Annotated in this window: 14 protein-coding genes; 6 read left to right on the plus strand and 8 right to left on the minus strand. The window is 35.1% G+C overall.

Annotation, left to right across the window (positions count from 1 at the left end):
* Positions 1-123: 123 nt before the first annotated feature.
* On the minus strand, positions 124-516 hold the full coding sequence (locus QWY90_RS06245; protein ID WP_290284998.1) for an SRPBCC family protein: 393 nt from the start codon (positions 514-516) through the stop codon (positions 124-126).
* Between the two features lie 65 nt (positions 517-581).
* Positions 582-1,229 carry an orotate phosphoribosyltransferase gene (gene pyrE, locus QWY90_RS06250; RefSeq protein WP_290285000.1) on the minus strand — a complete coding sequence of 216 codons (648 nt, stop codon included), beginning with the start codon at positions 1,227-1,229 and terminating at the stop codon, positions 582-584.
* Positions 1,230-1,236: 7 nt separating this feature from the next.
* Here pyrE and QWY90_RS06255 point away from each other — a divergent pair, with 7 nt between their 5' ends.
* The 4 genes from QWY90_RS06255 (at position 1,237) to QWY90_RS06270 (ending at position 6,291) form a co-directional block, all read left to right on the plus strand.
* Positions 1,237-1,839, plus strand: a complete 603-nt coding sequence (locus QWY90_RS06255; RefSeq protein ID WP_290285001.1) for an NUDIX hydrolase — start codon at positions 1,237-1,239, stop codon at positions 1,837-1,839.
* A 56-nt stretch (positions 1,840-1,895) separates the two neighbouring features.
* Entirely contained in the window at positions 1,896-3,263 is a 1,368-nt protein-coding gene (locus QWY90_RS06260) for a DEAD/DEAH box helicase (protein ID WP_290285002.1), read from the plus strand.
* 155 nt (positions 3,264-3,418) lie between these two features.
* Entirely contained in the window at positions 3,419-4,384 is a 966-nt protein-coding gene (locus QWY90_RS06265) for a hypothetical protein (protein WP_290285003.1), read from the plus strand.
* 647 nt (positions 4,385-5,031) lie between these two features.
* Positions 5,032-6,291 (plus strand): serine hydrolase domain-containing protein, encoded by a 1,260-nt coding sequence (locus QWY90_RS06270; protein ID WP_290285004.1) that lies wholly within the window; start codon positions 5,032-5,034, stop codon positions 6,289-6,291.
* Between the two features lie 70 nt (positions 6,292-6,361).
* Here QWY90_RS06270 and coaD read toward each other — a convergent pair whose 3' ends face one another.
* Both coaD and QWY90_RS06280 read right to left on the minus strand, forming a co-directional pair.
* The gene (coaD, locus tag QWY90_RS06275) at positions 6,362-6,823 is read right to left on the minus strand and encodes a pantetheine-phosphate adenylyltransferase (protein WP_290285006.1); all 462 of its coding nucleotides are present in this window, start codon (positions 6,821-6,823) and stop codon (positions 6,362-6,364) included.
* A gap of 87 nt (positions 6,824-6,910) precedes the next feature.
* A complete protein-coding gene (locus tag QWY90_RS06280) occupies positions 6,911-7,894 on the minus strand; it encodes a D-alanine--D-alanine ligase (RefSeq protein WP_290285007.1) in 984 nt (327 codons plus the stop codon).
* Positions 7,895-8,161: 267 nt separating this feature from the next.
* Here QWY90_RS06280 and QWY90_RS06285 point away from each other — a divergent pair, with 267 nt between their 5' ends.
* Positions 8,162-8,779 (plus strand): PASTA domain-containing protein, encoded by a 618-nt coding sequence (locus QWY90_RS06285; protein WP_290285008.1) that lies wholly within the window; start codon positions 8,162-8,164, stop codon positions 8,777-8,779.
* Entirely contained in the window at positions 8,769-9,815 is a 1,047-nt protein-coding gene (locus QWY90_RS06290; protein WP_290285009.1) for an RluA family pseudouridine synthase, read from the plus strand. The genes QWY90_RS06285 and QWY90_RS06290 overlap by 11 nt, the downstream gene beginning before the upstream one ends.
* Positions 9,816-9,859: 44 nt before the next feature.
* Here the strand turns inward: QWY90_RS06290 and lgt are convergent, their stop codons facing one another.
* The 4 genes from lgt to folE all read right to left on the minus strand — a co-directional run bounded on the left by lgt (position 9,860) and on the right by folE (position 13,368).
* On the minus strand, positions 9,860-10,768 hold the full coding sequence (gene lgt, locus QWY90_RS06295) for a prolipoprotein diacylglyceryl transferase (RefSeq protein ID WP_290285011.1): 909 nt from the start codon (positions 10,766-10,768) through the stop codon (positions 9,860-9,862).
* 69 nt (positions 10,769-10,837) lie between these two features.
* Entirely contained in the window at positions 10,838-11,080 is a 243-nt protein-coding gene (gene yidD / locus QWY90_RS06300; RefSeq protein ID WP_290285013.1) for a membrane protein insertion efficiency factor YidD, read from the minus strand.
* A gap of 10 nt (positions 11,081-11,090) precedes the next feature.
* On the minus strand, positions 11,091-12,569 hold the full coding sequence (cysS, locus tag QWY90_RS06305; RefSeq protein WP_290285015.1) for a cysteine--tRNA ligase: 1,479 nt from the start codon (positions 12,567-12,569) through the stop codon (positions 11,091-11,093).
* A 127-nt stretch (positions 12,570-12,696) separates the two neighbouring features.
* Positions 12,697-13,368, minus strand: coding sequence for a GTP cyclohydrolase I FolE (gene folE, locus QWY90_RS06310; RefSeq protein ID WP_290285018.1), 672 nt, complete (start codon positions 13,366-13,368; stop codon positions 12,697-12,699).
* Between the last annotated feature and the right edge of the window lie 45 nt (positions 13,369-13,413).

Below are 13,413 nucleotides of genomic sequence, written 5' to 3' on the forward strand. Positions count from 1 at the left end.
AGCAAGAGAAAAGAATTCCTGTTTCTTGACTTATTTGATTAATACTTTATTAAAAAAAGCCACTTTTCAGCAGCTTTTGTCTATTCTCTATATTCTTGTTTCTTTCTTCTTGCTTCTTTACTCTTAAAGCTTATGCATATTCTCCGCCAAAGTCTCAATAAACTTTGAAATTGGTCCTTTAATCATCATTGCCATCATAGGATTAAAATCGCCTTCAAAGTGCAATTGCACCGCACTTGATGCATCAGAAACAGAATCAATATTAGCAGTTAATGTAAAGGGTAACTTATCACTAGCAGCAGCTAAAACTACTTTTGAAGTTGGCGTTTTATCCTTCATCTTCAATTTAATTTCAGGCATACCTTTTAAGCCAAAGTTGAAAATGTCATCACCTAATACTTCAAACTTGGCAATATTCTCAGGCATTAATTTTTCAAAGTTTTTTACATCTGATAACGAATCAAAGATGTGTTGAGCTGATTTTGCTACGGTAACTTTTGGGCTTTCTAGGTTCATAGTTGCATGTTGTATGTTTTCGGTTGTCTGTTTTCGGTTGTCTGTTATCTGGTAAATCCTAAATCCTAATTCGTAATTCTCCACGTCGACGGACTCTCACGCCATTCCTGCAATGTTTCGAGTTCTTTTTCGGTGATATAATTTTTGGCAACAGCCAATGTTAATAAATGATTGTAATCGGCAAGCGTGTGCAAATCGACATTGGCCTTTTTAAAATTTTCGGTTGCTACATCAAAACCATAGGTAAAAATGGCTACCATGCCTTTAACGTTCGCGCCGGCTTCTTTCAATGCTTCTACGGCTAATAAACTACTGTTTCCGGTGCTGATTAAATCTTCAACAACCACTACGTTTTGACCTTTTTGCAAAAAGCCTTCCACCTGATTTTGTCGTCCGTGCTTTTTTGGCTCTGGGCGAACATACACAAATGGCAATCCCATATATTCAGCAACCAGAATTCCGATGCCAATTGCGCCAGTTGCTACACCTGCAATTACGTCTGGTTTGCCAAATTCATTCTCAATATGCTTAGAAAATTCTTCTCGCACAAAATTTCTTATCGCTGGGAAGGACAGTATTAATCGGTTGTCACAGTAAATTGGAGAATTCCAACCCGATGCCCATGTAAAAGGATTTTTTGGATTCAATTTAATTGCATTTATTTGTAAAAGCAACTCGGCTGTTTTTTCGGCTGTGTCTTTATTAAAAATCATAGTACAAATGTATAAAGTTTTTGTCAACGATAAACCACTTTTTTTAACCAACGAAATCACCAAAGAAACCGATTTCCAGTTGTTTTTGTTGGAAAGTATTGATATTGAGCAACTCATCATCAAAATATTTCAGAACAAAATTCAGAAAGCTTCCTTGTACTATCCGGATGAAAAAGCCATTTTGAAAAAACTAAAGGAAAAAATTCCGGTTTGCAAAGCCGGAGGCGGTTTGGTTTATAATAAAAATGGTGACGTTTTATTCATTTTCAGAAACGGAAAATGGGATTTGCCCAAAGGCGGCATCGAAAAATACGAAGAGATTGAAGACACAGCAACCCGCGAAATAGAGGAGGAGACAGGAGTCAGTAAACTTACGATTACCAGAAAACTTCAAAAAACCTATCACGTATTTAAACGCAATGGAAAATATAAATTAAAGATTACCCATTGGTTCGAAATGCAAACCACTTTTGAAGGAACACCATTTCCACAAGCCAATGAAGGCATTGAAAAAGCGGTATGGCTCAACCCAGAGCAAGTGAAAGAAGCCTTGAAAAACTCGTATGAGAATATTAAATTATTGTTTGAGGAAGAGCAGCTTTTGAAATAAAACTCATAATTTATAATTTATAAGTTATAATTCACAATTGGCTTTATCTTTGCCAAATGTATAAGAATCCACATTCCAACAATTTATTACTGAATTTAGGCATTGCTAGTCTAAACGAAATGCAGGAAACCGCTTCGGCTGCTATCCTGAATGATAACAATGTTTTATTGCTTTCGCCAACAGGATCAGGGAAAACATTGGCATTTTTACTTCCGATATTTGAAATGCTTAACGAGGATATCAATACCAGAGTGCAATGTTTAATTTTGGTTCCGTCACGCGAATTAGGATTACAGATTGAGCAGGTTTGGAAAAAGATGGGGACCAATTACAAAGTAAATGTATGCTATGGTGGCCATTCTATTGAAACTGAAATTAAGAATTTGTCAAATCCACCAGCAGTTTTAATTGGAACGCCAGGCAGAATTGCGGATCATATCGAAAGAGGCACTTTCAAAACAGATTATATCGTAACCTTGGTTTTGGATGAATTTGACAAATCTTTACAGCTTGGTTTTCACGAACAAATGTCATTTATCATATCGAAATTAACCAAGCTGAACAAACGTATTTTGGTTTCGGCAACGGCTGGAATTGAAATTCCGAGATACACACGGGTTGTGAATCCAACGGTTTTAGATTTTATTCCGAATAATGAAGAGAACACCAATCTTGATAGGATGATGGTGGTATCGAAAGACAAAGACAAAATCAATTCGCTTTTCAATCTGATTTGTTCCTTAAAATCGGAATCGGCTATTGTCTTTTGCAATCACCGTGATGCTGCCGAACGCATTAGTGATGCTTTAAACGAAAAAGGAATTTATGCAACGTATTATCATGGAGGCATGGATCAGGACGAAAGAGAGCGCGCTTTAATTCAGTTTAGAAATGGAAGCATGCCTTATTTGATTACAACCGATTTGGCTGCACGTGGTTTGGATATTCCCGAAATGAAACACGTGATTCATTATCATTTACCATCCAAAGAAGACGAATTTACACACCGAAACGGAAGAACCGCCAGAATGTTAGCTTCGGGAACGGCTTATATCATTGCGCACGAAAGCGAAAAGAAAATGGAGTATATCGATTATGGAATGAAAGTCCTGAATGTCGAAAAATCGGTAACGCTACCAAAACCACCCGAGTTTCAAACCATCTACATCAGTGGCGGTAAAAAAAATAAACTGAATAAGATTGATATCGTTGGTTTCTTTTCTCAGAAAGGAAAACTGGAGAAAGGCGATTTGGGACTGATAGAAGTAAAGGATTTCATTTCGTTTGCCGCCGTAAAATCTAAAAAAGTAAAAGACTTACTGAACGCCATTCGAGATGAAAAAATGAAAGGGAAGAAGTTTAAAATTGAAGTGGCTCGAAAGGTTGTTAAGAAAGAGGAAGACCCTAAATCGGAGAAGTACTAAGGCTATAGGAATTATTTTTTATATTTGAGAAAGTATAAAGGCGAAATGAATTTTTGTATGTGCAGCTGTTTTGGTTGTTTAGAAAATGTTTGTTTAGCATATATACAAGTTAGCAGCAAGCATTCGAAAAATCAGAAACATTAACAACAACCTAAATGGAAAAATTAACGACAAGACAAACTTTACACGAACAAAAGTCATTGTGGATAATGGCTATTTATTTTATTCTAACTTTTTATTTTTTAGGTGTGTTTTCTTCAATGCACACAATGATTTATGCAGAGGTCGCTGCTGTTCATAAAAATTTCAACAATTTTATGATTACCTTAAATGCAGTTACCAGAATGCTCTATTCCTTTATTCCTGTAATTATGGTATTAGCTGTACTTGGTTTATTTTGGTCACGTCCTAAAACATTTCCCTTGTGGTCTATTATTGTTTCTGCACTACTGTGTTTAATTTCAGTATCAAGTACTTTTTATATAATCCTTCCGCTGCAATCAAAACTTTCACTTTATGGGTTTAATACGCAGGTATATCAAAATTTATTGAGTTCAAGTCTTTACTTTCAAATATTTCCTGCTGTGATGCAAGTAGTAATAGCCATCTTTTTATTAAATAGATTTTTAAGCGATAGTAAGTTTTTAGGACGTTGGTTTTTTATCATCATATTTACTTGTTCTTACTTTACACTAGGATCATCGCAAGTGGAGGGATTTATAAATTATCCTATTTGGCTTTCGGTTGATTTATCTGACTGGGTAGGTTTTAGAGATGTGATAAAGAATTTAGATGCACCATACTTATTTTTCATTGCTGTTTTACCTTTATTTCTTTTCATTCCGATGTTTTGGTATAGACCAAAGGGAATTCCAAAATACTATGTTGCCGTTTACGGAGCTAGTTTATTTTGGATAATTGCTATAACAATTATTTATTTTCTACCGCACATTCAAATTCCACTGACTGACAATAAAGAAAACACAAAATCATTAATTGAGGAATTGATGAAAAATGATTTTCTATTAAGAATGCTATATGCAATAGGCTATTTCATTATTCCAGTAGCTATGTTTTTTAAAATTGGAGACAAAAAAATAACTGAAAATATAGTTGAATAACCAATTGCACACGTGCCAGCTGCTAACACTTGCTAAAACTTATGGCTAGTTTTTCGGTATATTGTTCGTTTACTTTTCATAACTTCGCTTGGTCGGTTATGGAAAAAAAGATTTCCATAAGCCGCCACAAGCTCTAGCAAGGAAAAGTTATGCGTCAGGTTTCAGGACCAAATCTCCTTGGCTAGAAAGTAAAAACTATGGAAAAAGTTTAAAAGAGAATGGAAAACTTTGAAACGAAACGGGAAAAGTTTGAAAGAGAATGGGAAAGTTCTGAAATGACATAGGAAAACTTTGAAACGAAACGGGAAAAGTTTGAAAGAGAATGGGAAAGTTCTGAAATGACATGGGAAAACTTTGAAACGAAATGGGAAAAGTTTGAAAGAGAATGGGAAAGTTCTGAAATGACATGGAAAAACTTTGAAACGTGATGGAGAAAGTTTGAAAATTAGAAGATGATAAAAAATATAAACCCGAACGCATAACAGCCATTTCTCACAATTGCGAATTTTGTGGTAAGTTCACGTTTCGCAATAATTTTTATCTTTAACAGAAAATAAAAAGTTCCGAAGCTCGCAATTGCTTGAGGCTGATGAACGTTACCATAAATTATTTACGAGCACTAAAACAATACCATATTCATTTAAAAAATGATAAAAAAAATTTTATTGGGAATATTGGCAATTCTAATTTTCTCTTGCGAGGCAAAGAAAAAAGGACATTCTGATGCGTTTATTAAAACACAAAATGAGTTAACTAAAAAATTGACAGCGCTTTCTAAAAAAACTTGTCTTAATGGATTTGGAGTTGCCTTGGTTAATGATAAAGAAATTCTATATCAGAATGGTTTTGGAATTGCAAATGTGGAAAAAGGTGAAGAATATACTGAAAATACTATTCAGAACATTGCGTCTGTTTCCAAAACATTTATTGGAATCTCCATTTTAAAAGCACAAGAATTAGGCAAACTAAAATTGGACGACCCAATAAATAAATATTTGCCGTTTAAAATTGAAAACCCAAAATATAAAAACAGCCAGATTACCATAAGACAACTTGTTACGCACACTTCTTCTATTATAGATAATGAAGAATATATGCACCGAGCATGGGTATTAAATGACACCATAGATTTAGAAAAAAATTTAAAAATTGATATTGGTGTATGCAAATTTAGTGCACCAGCAACTGCTGTTTCAATGGAAGATTTTCTTAAAAATGTTTTAACCCAAAATGGTAAATGGTTCAAACCAAATACATTTTCCGACCATAAACCAGGTGACATTTATGAATATTCAAATATGGGTGCTACTTTAGCTGCATTAGTTTTGGAAAAAGCTACCGGAGAAAAATTTGATGCATTTACAGTGAAATATATTTTGAAACCTTTAAAAATGGAAAGTACAGGTTGGGGTTTAGGTTCAATAGATATAAAAAAGCATTCAAGATTATACAGTGACAAAAAAACCGCCTATCCCTTTTATAAGTGTGTTACCTATCCTGATGGAAGTATTATAACATCAAGTAGCGATATGAGTAACTATATTTTTGAACTCATGAAAGGTTATGTTGGTAAAGGAACATTATTAAGTAAAAGTAGTTACAAAGAGTATTTTAAGCCTCAACTCAAAGCTGAAAATTTTATTAACAGAAATACTGATATATATAGTGATGAGTATAACACAGGCATAAATATGGGATTTAGTTCAGCTGGGAACTTTGGCCATTATGGCGGTGATCCGGGCATCAGTTCAGGTATTTGGTTTACTCCAAAAAGTAAAACAGGTCGCTACTTTATAACAAATACAGATTGGGATGAAAAAGTGAGGGTCAAAAATCAAATCGCTATTTATGGATTACTTGATGAGTATTTAGCAAAATTAAATAAATTGAGTAAAGCTGAAAAATAGTACTACCATTTACAGCGGTTTAGTTTCGCTCTATTCCCTTTCGGTCATGTGTAGCAACTGCAACTAAAAACTACTTCTTCACCACCACACTATCCGGTACCAAAACCGTATAATCGCCACCATTTCTAATCACATCACGAACAATGCTTGAAGAAATATAAGAAGTTTTAGAAGCGGTTAAAAGGAAAACTGTTTCAATTTTTGACAATCTTCTGTTAGTGTGCGCAATGGCTTTTTCAAATTCAAAATCGGCAGGATTTCGCAAACCACGCAGAATAAAATCGGCATCTAATTTTCGGCACAAGTCAATAGTCAGCCCTTCATAAGTAATCACCGTTACTTTGGGTTCGTCTTTGAAAGCATCTTCAACAAACTTTTTTCGGTCTTCGAGTGAAAACATGTATTTTTTATCAGAGTTGATTCCAATGGCAACAATTACTTCATCAAAAAGCGAAATGCCTCTTTTGATAATATCATAATGACCATTAGTGATTGGGTCAAACGAACCTGGGAAAACGGCTTTTCTTTTCATTTTGTTATCTGTTATCTGTTATCTGTTATCTGTTAAAAGTTGTACAACAGACAACTCAGAACCGACAACAGACAACGTTTTACTTTTTTAAATCGATTTTCTTTCTAAAGCTAATTCAATTGAGTTAGTAAATAAATCTTCCAGCGAAATTCCGGCTGCTTTCGCTTGTTGCGGAATCAAACTTTCGGTTGTTAGTCCCGGAATGGTATTCATTTCTAACATAAAAGGTTCTCCGTCTACCAGTATAAATTCACTTCTTGAAAAGCCACTCATTTTTAAAATTGTGTAAGCTTTTTTTGCTACAGTTCTAATTTTTGCTGCAATGTCTTCTGATATTCTGGCTGGCGTTATTTCCTGAGATTTTCCAAGATATTTGGCTTCGTAATCAAAGAAATCATTTTCGGAAACAATTTCTGTTATAGGTAAAACTACGATTTCTCCTTTGTAATTTATCACACCAACAGAAACTTCGGTTCCGTCTAGAAAGCTTTCGATGATTATTTCATTGTCTTCTCTATAGGCATTGGCAATGGCAAACAAAAGTTCGTCTTTGGTTTTTACTTTAGTGATTCCAAAACTAGAACCCGATTTGTTTGGTTTGACAAAACAAGGTAAACCCACTTTTTCCAGAATTTCATCCTGCTTGATTTCGTCACCAAGATTTAAGTAATAGGAGGTAGCCGATTTTATTCCGTAAGGCTTCAAAACCGATAATAAATCACGCTTATTAAAGGTCAATGCCGCTTGGTAATAATCGCAGGAGTTTTGTGGAATTCCAAGCAATTCAAAATAGGCCTGCATCAGTCCATCTTCGCCCGGCGTTCCGTGAATAGCATTAAACACACAATCAAAAGTTATTTTTTCATTGTTTACGGTAACTGAAAAATCATTTTTATCAATTGGAAATTCGGTATCATTGTCATCAACATAAACCCATTTATCTTTGAAAATGTGAATGCGGTATCCGGTAAATTTTGTTTTGTCTAAATTTTGATATACTACGTTTCCACTTGTTAACGATATTTTGTATTCGCTGGAATAACCGCCCATGATGATGGCAATTTTTTTCATATGTACTTTGCTATTAGGTAAAGCAAAATTATCATTTTTTTTGTTAGATAAGGCTACGCCTCTTAGATTTTTAGATTGTTAGATACGGCTTTGCCTTTAGATTGTTAGATTATTGATTATTAGATATTTCTAACTGTCTAAGAGCGAAGCGTATCTATAGTTCTAATAATCTAACAGCGAAGCGTTTCTAAAAGCCCCAAGCGCACATCTAAAAATCTAAGAGCGAAGCGTATCTTTTTTATATCTTTGTGCAAATTAAATTTCTTTATGAGTTTACGAGCGTATTTGACAAGTCGAGTTTTTTTTGCCCAGATTCTTGCCGCTATGGCTATTGTTGCCGCTATCGCGTATTTATTTTTTCATTGGATAACCTTTACCACACATCACGGACAGGAAATTACAGTTCCAGATTTGGCCCGACTTTCTGCTGAACAGGCGGAAGAAAAATTAGCGGCTATCGATTTAGATTATATAATTCTGGATACGGTTGATTTCAAACCTGATTTTCCAAAGTTGACTATTGTAGAGCAAGAACCAAAAGCGGGTGCTAAAGTAAAAGAAGGCAGAAAGATTTACATCAAAATAAATGCTTCAAAATTTACGATGGTTACCTTGCCCGATTTGATTGAGAAGACCTATCGTCAGGCGGTTCCAACATTAGAAGCTGTTGGCTTGTTAGAAGGAACCATTACCTATAAACCTTACTTAGGAAAAGATATGGTTCTGGAATTGCGTTTGAATGGAAAAAAATTAAAAGCGGGTGATAAGGTTTTGAAATCATCCAGAATTGATTTGGTTTTGGGAGACGGGAAAATTACTTATGAGGAAACGGTTGATACTACAGCTGTTGATACTACTCAAATGCAACCATTAGATGGACAATAATAGCGATAATACTCCCGAATTAGAAGAAGAAGAATTATTTGAACACCACCGACATGTTGCTGACAAAGGGCAATCGTTGTTGCGCGTAGATAAATTCCTGATGCAATTAGTTGCGAATGCTACTCGGAATAAAATTCAGAAAGCTGCTGATGACGGAAATATCTGGGTGAATGATGTTCCGGTAAAATCGAGTTACCGGGTCAAACCTTTTGATGTGGTCCGGGTTATGCTGTCTCATCCGCCATTTGAAAATTTGGTACTTCCTGAAAATATTCCACTTGATATTGTTTATGAAGACGATTCGTTATTACTTATAAATAAACCTCCAGGACTTGTGGTTCATCCCGGACACGGAAATTATACAGGAACATTGGTTAATGCTTTGGCTTTTCATTTTGAAAATCTACCAAAGAACTCGAGTGACCGGCCTGGTTTGGTTCATCGAATAGACAAAAACACTTCCGGCCTTTTGGTCATTGCCAAAACCGAGCAAGCCATGACACATTTGGCAAAGCAATTTGAAGATAAAACTTCGGAGCGTGAATATATTGCGTTGGTTTGGGGAAATGTAAAAGAAGACGAAGGAACCATTGAAGGTAATATTGCAAGACACGTGAAAGACAGAATGCAAATGGCCGTTTTTCCTGAAGGAGATACAGGTAAACATGCGGTTACTCATTATAAAGTTTTGGAACGTTTTAGTTATGTTACTTTGGTTTCCTGCAAATTAGAAACGGGAAGAACACATCAAATTAGGGTGCATATGAAATATATTGGGCACACTTTATTTAATGATGAGCGTTATGGAGGCGATTTGATATTGAAAGGAACCACTTTTACCAAATACAAGCAGTTTATAGACAATTGTTTTAAGACGTTACCAAGACAAGCATTACACGCAAAAACGTTAGGTTTTACGCATCCGGTAACAAAAGAATTTATGTCCTTTGATACTGAACTGCCTCAAGACATGAAAGATTGTATTGAGAAATGGCGGAACTATGCCAAGTCTGGTTTGACAGAGAATGAAGAATAAAAAAGCCCCTTAAAGGAGCTTTTAAAAAATATCATTTTTAAGGTTTATTCTTCGATTGGTTTTTCGGCAACGAATAAATAATAAATACCAACTAATATAAAAGGAATGCTCAACCATTGACCGGTTGAAAGCAATCCGAAAGTTTCTTCAATTCCGCCCTGACTTTCTTTTACATATTCGACTACAAATCGAACAGACCAAAGTAGGATTAGGAAATAACCAAACAGTAAGCCATGTTTTTCAGCAGTTTTTGTTTTCCAATACAAGAAAAACAGAATTAAAAATACAAATACATAAGCAAAGGCTTCATATAATTGGGCAGGATGTTTTGCCGGAACTTTTTCTAAAAGTGCTGCATATTTTGGATCGGTTACAAGCGCATGATAGGCATCGTTTACATTTGTAATCTTTGTAGCATTTATAACATCTTTAGGGGAATAATAATCTCTCACAAATCGAACTCCAAAGGGTGAATCAGTTATTTTACCAACAATTTCGGAGTTGAAAAAATTTCCAATTCTAACAAATACGGCACCACTGGCTACAGGAATTACTACTCGGTCTAATACCCAAAGCATTGGTCTTTTAATTACTCTTGAACTGTAGAAGTACATTGAAATAATTATGGCAACAGCTGCACCATGACTTGCTAAACCTTGAAAACCTGTAAATTCAAATTTTGGACTGAATCTAAAAGGCAATAGTATCTCTAATAAATTATTGCGGTAGTATTCCCAATCGTAGAAAAAAACATGCCCCAAACGTGCCCCAAGTAAAGTGGCAACAACGGTCCAAATAAATAGGGTGTCTAATTTTTCAATCGGTTCTTTTTCTTTTTCGAAGATGTGCTTCATAATATACCATCCAAGTCCGAAAGCAATCACGAACATCAAGCTGTAAAAGCGGATAGTAAAAAAACCTATATTTATTCCTTCTGATGGATTCCAAATCATGATTAGTTGGGTATTTTAGATTGTAAAAATAAGAATTTGTACCAAAAATCTACACAAATTAAGGAAACTTTAATGGGAACATTTTTTTTCAGGTACCGGATCGTAGCCGTTTTTTCCCCAAGGATGACATTTCCCAATTCTTTTCAAACCCAAATAAGTTCCCCTAATTGGGCCATGGATTTTTAAAGCTTCGATGAAATAACTTGAACAGGTTGGTTGAAATCGGCAGCTTGATGGCATTAATGGCGACAGCACAATTTTGTATAAATAGATAAGTACAAGTAATGGTGCTATGGCAATTTTCTTCAGCATAGTAGTTCAGTTAAGCTGTAAAAGTGGTACCGTCTTTTCCGTCTTTTAATTGAATGCCGAGTGCTAACAACTGATCCCGAATTTGGTCAGACAAAGCAAAGTTTTTATTGGCTCTGGCTTCATTTCTCATTCCAATTAGCATTTCAACAACTCCATCTAATTTTTCTGAATTATCAGCAGCACATTTTTCATCTCTTATGCCAATAACATCAAAAGTAAAGGTGTTTAAGGTTTCGGATAGCGTTTTTAAATCGGAAGCAGTAAGCGTTTCTTTTCCGTCATTTATCAAATTGACAAACTTTATTCCTTCAAATAAATTGGCAATTAAGATTGGCGTATTGAAATCGTCATTCATCGCATCATAGCAGCTTTGTTTCCAAGTCGAAATATCAAGAGTAGCAGTAGCACTTGGTTGTAATTCTTTCAATAAATCAATGCCTTCCATTAATCGATTAAATCCTTTTTCGGCCGCTAAAATTCCTTCGTTTGTAAAGTCAAGAATGCTTCTGTAATGAGCCTGCATCATAAAGAAACGGGCAACATTAGGAGAAAAAGCTTTGCTTAAAAACGGACTTCCACCCGAGTAGATTTCACCAGGTAGTAAATTATTTCCGGTTGATTTTGACATTTTCTTGCCATTGAGATTCAGCATATTAGCATGCATCCAATAATTCACCGGACTTTTGCCTGTGCAGGCTTCGTTTTGTGCAATTTCACATTCGTGATGCGGGAATTTTAAATCCATTCCACCACCGTGAATATCAAAAGTTTCGCCAAGGTATTTGGTGCTCATAGCAGTACATTCTAAATGCCAACCCGGAAAACCAATTCCCCAAGGCGAAGGCCAACGCATAATATGTTCTGGTTCTGCTTTTTTCCAAAGTGCAAAATCCTGTGGGTTTTTCTTATCGCTTTGTCCGTCAGTATCACGTGTGTTAGCAAGCATTTCATCAATGTTTCTTCCGCTTAATTTTCCGTAATGATTGTTTTCGTTAAACTTCACTACATCAAAATAAACAGAGCCATTTCTTTCGTAAGCAAAACCTTTTTCAATAATTTGATTTACGATTTCAATTTGTTCAATGATATGTCCGGTTGCCGTGGGTTCAATACTCGGCGGAAGGCAATTAAACTGATTCAAAACATCATGAAAATCGACGGTATAACGCTGTACAATTTCCATTGGTTCGAGTTGTTCCACACGTGCTTTTTTTGCAATTTTATCTTCGCCATCATCTACATCATCTACAATATGACCAACATCAGTAATGTTTCTCACATAACGAACCTTGTATCCTAAATGCAAAAAATACCTAAAAATCATATCAAACGACATGAACGTGCGAACGTTCCCAAGGTGCACATTGCTATATACCGTTGGCCCGCAAACATACATACCAACGTTACCAGTGTGAATAGGTTTAAACACTTCTTTTTCTCCCGAAAGCGAGTTGTATATTTTTTGTTGTTGGTTTTTATATAGTTGCATTTTGTTAGGATTTATTCTGCATTTATTTTAGGAGCTATTTCCGGCTTTTCGTTTCAATCTTTTTTAAATTGCCACGAGTTTTAACTCGTGGCAATTTAAAAAAGGATTTACACTTCAATCCGGGCTATTAAAATTTTGTTTCTAATTTGATATAATCTAGAAATTCCCTACGGGTTTGTTCCTCATTGAATTTTCCGCCATATTCCGAAGTTACCGTGCTACTTTCAATATCACGAATGCCACGAGAATTTACACAAAGGTGTTTGGCATCAATAACACAAGCTACATCTTCGGTCCCTAAAACCTGTTGTAATTCCTGAACAATTTGCATGGTTAAACGCTCCTGAACCTGAGGTCTTTTGGCATAATAATCTACAATTCTGTTCATTTTTGAAAGTCCAACTACGGTTCCTTTTGAAATATAGGCAACGTGTGCTTTACCAATTATTGGTAACAAATGATGTTCACAAGTAGAGTAGAGGGTAATATTTTTTTCGACCAACATTTCACCATATTTATAATTATTGGCAAATGTTGAAGCTTTAGGTCTTTTATTTGGATTTAGACCACCAAAAATTTCTCTGACAAACATTTTTGCCACGCGACTTGGGGTTCCTTTTATGCTATCATCTGTTAAATCCATTCCAAGCGTATGGAGAATATTTTCAACATCTTTTTTTATAAGTTCAATTTTTTGTTCATCAGTTAAACTAAACGCATCATTTCTTACAGGATTTTGAGCACTGGTTGCAATATGATTTTCGCCTAATTCATCATTAATTTGGTCGCTATTTATCATTAAATTCTTTATTAATCTCGGTTTTTAAAATAAAAAAACAAAGAT

This window comes from Flavobacterium paronense (assembly GCF_030409795.1).
Classification (GTDB): Bacteria; Bacteroidota; Bacteroidia; order Flavobacteriales; family Flavobacteriaceae; genus Flavobacterium; species Flavobacterium paronense.

What these genes read in the sequence shown, in the direction of transcription:
- QWY90_RS06245 (WP_290284998.1), bottom strand. Translation starts at nt 516, where the DNA reads ATGAACCTAGAAAGCCCAAAAGTTACCGTAGCAAAATCAGCTCAACAC.
- pyrE (WP_290285000.1), bottom strand. Translation starts at nt 1,229, where the DNA reads ATGATTTTTAATAAAGACACAGCCGAAAAAACAGCCGAGTTGCTTTTA.
- QWY90_RS06255 (WP_290285001.1), top strand. Translation starts at nt 1,237, where the DNA reads ATGTATAAAGTTTTTGTCAACGATAAACCACTTTTTTTAACCAACGAA.
- QWY90_RS06260 (WP_290285002.1), top strand. Translation starts at nt 1,896, where the DNA reads ATGTATAAGAATCCACATTCCAACAATTTATTACTGAATTTAGGCATT.
- QWY90_RS06265 (WP_290285003.1), top strand. Translation starts at nt 3,419, where the DNA reads ATGGAAAAATTAACGACAAGACAAACTTTACACGAACAAAAGTCATTG.
- QWY90_RS06270 (WP_290285004.1), top strand. Translation starts at nt 5,032, where the DNA reads ATGATAAAAAAAATTTTATTGGGAATATTGGCAATTCTAATTTTCTCT.
- coaD (WP_290285006.1), bottom strand. Translation starts at nt 6,823, where the DNA reads ATGAAAAGAAAAGCCGTTTTCCCAGGTTCGTTTGACCCAATCACTAAT.
- QWY90_RS06280 (WP_290285007.1), bottom strand. Translation starts at nt 7,894, where the DNA reads ATGAAAAAAATTGCCATCATCATGGGCGGTTATTCCAGCGAATACAAA.
- QWY90_RS06285 (WP_290285008.1), top strand. Translation starts at nt 8,162, where the DNA reads ATGAGTTTACGAGCGTATTTGACAAGTCGAGTTTTTTTTGCCCAGATT.
- QWY90_RS06290 (WP_290285009.1), top strand. Translation starts at nt 8,769, where the DNA reads ATGGACAATAATAGCGATAATACTCCCGAATTAGAAGAAGAAGAATTA.
- lgt (WP_290285011.1), bottom strand. Translation starts at nt 10,768, where the DNA reads ATGATTTGGAATCCATCAGAAGGAATAAATATAGGTTTTTTTACTATC.
- yidD (WP_290285013.1), bottom strand. Translation starts at nt 11,080, where the DNA reads ATGCTGAAGAAAATTGCCATAGCACCATTACTTGTACTTATCTATTTA.
- cysS (WP_290285015.1), bottom strand. Translation starts at nt 12,569, where the DNA reads ATGCAACTATATAAAAACCAACAACAAAAAATATACAACTCGCTTTCG.
- folE (WP_290285018.1), bottom strand. Translation starts at nt 13,368, where the DNA reads ATGATAAATAGCGACCAAATTAATGATGAATTAGGCGAAAATCATATT.